1 protein-coding gene is annotated in these 1,369 nt (G+C 67.3%); it reads left to right on the top strand.

Translation table 11 applies throughout. The features are described from left to right. The first annotated feature begins 60 nt into the window (after nt 1–60). A complete protein-coding gene (locus tag AC1DWJ_RS19135) occupies nt 61–1,293 on the top strand; it encodes an IS481 family transposase (protein WP_477621695.1) in 1,233 nt (410 codons plus the stop codon). Nucleotides 1,294–1,369: the final 76 nt, after the last annotated feature.

Raw genomic sequence — 1,369 nt, 5'->3', positions numbered from 1 at the left:
CTGAAGTCCCTCGGTTGATGGGTGACAGTTCTACTCCGGTTGATCGGTGACACTCTCGAGATGCGGGAGATGAGTGTGGCTGAGCAGCGGTATCAGGCGGTGTTGGCGGTGATCGGTGAGGGCGCGACCGTCACCGAAGTGGCGGCCCGGTTCGGGGTTGCACGCAAGACCCTTCATGAGTGGCTGTCGCGGTACGAGGGTGGCGGGCTGGAGAACCTGGGTGACCGGTCTCATCGGCCACGGTCGTGTCCGCATCAAATGGGTCCCGCGGTCGAGGCGGCCATTGCCGGGCTGCGGCAGGCACATCCCTCTTGGGGGCCGCGGCGGCTCGTCTTCGAGCTGGCCCGGAGCGGGCTGGATCCGGTGCCTAGCGAGTCGGCGGTGTACCGGGCGCTGGTCCGGTTGAACCTGATCGACGTTGCTGTCCGACGACGGCGGGACCGCAAGTGGAAGCGCTGGGAGCGCGGCGCTCCGATGGAGCTGTGGCAAATGGATGTGGTGGGCGGGTTCGTGCTCGCCGACGGTCATCGCGCGAAGGCGCTGACCGGGGTCGACGACCACTCCAGGTTCTGCATCAGCGCCCACCTGATGCTGCGAGAGAACTCCCAACGGGTGTGCGAGGGATTGGCCGCGGCGTTGCGTGCCTACGGCGTGCCCGAGCAGATCCTGACCGACAACGGCAAGGTGTTCACCGGCCGGTTCAACGCCCCACCGGTCGAGGTGTTGTTCGACCGGATCTGTCGGGAGAACGGGATCACCCACCTGCTGACCCAGCCCCGCTCACCGACAACCACCGGCAAGATCGAGCGCTTCCACCGGGCGCTGCGCACCGAGTTCCGCACCGACCGGGTGTTTCCCGACCTGGCCACCGCGCAGGCCGAGCTGGACGACTGGGTCGAGGAGTACAACACCCGGCGTCCGCACCAGGCCCTGGACATGGCCACCCCTGCGGCACGATTCCTGACCACCGCACCAGCGCCGGTGACGTCGCTGCGGACGACCTCACGGTCGGGGCGGCCGGCGGAGGACCGGATCGACGGCTACTGGGTGGCCCGCCGCGCATCGGCCGTCGGCATGGTGTGCGTGAACTGGCAGCAGGTCTGCCTCGGCGTCGCGGCCGCCGGCCGCAACATCGATGTCTGGGTCACCGGCCAGGTGCTGCAGTTCTACGACGGCGACTACCTGCTGCGCACCGAACAGCGCCGAAGCGCCGGGGAGGTCAGAGTCAAACGCGCCCAAGTCCCGGGCGGGCAACGTAGGGTCAGATCGAGTGACACCCATCAACCGAAGTAGGTGTCACCCATCAACCGAAACAGTGTTACCCAACAGCCGAAGCCCGGATGACCGGGATCAGCCGAAGTAACACAAG

This window comes from Pedococcus sp. P2_D7 (assembly GCF_056404295.1).
Note: the sequence above shows the minus strand (reverse complement) of the source record. Positions and strands in the feature narration are given on the sequence as shown.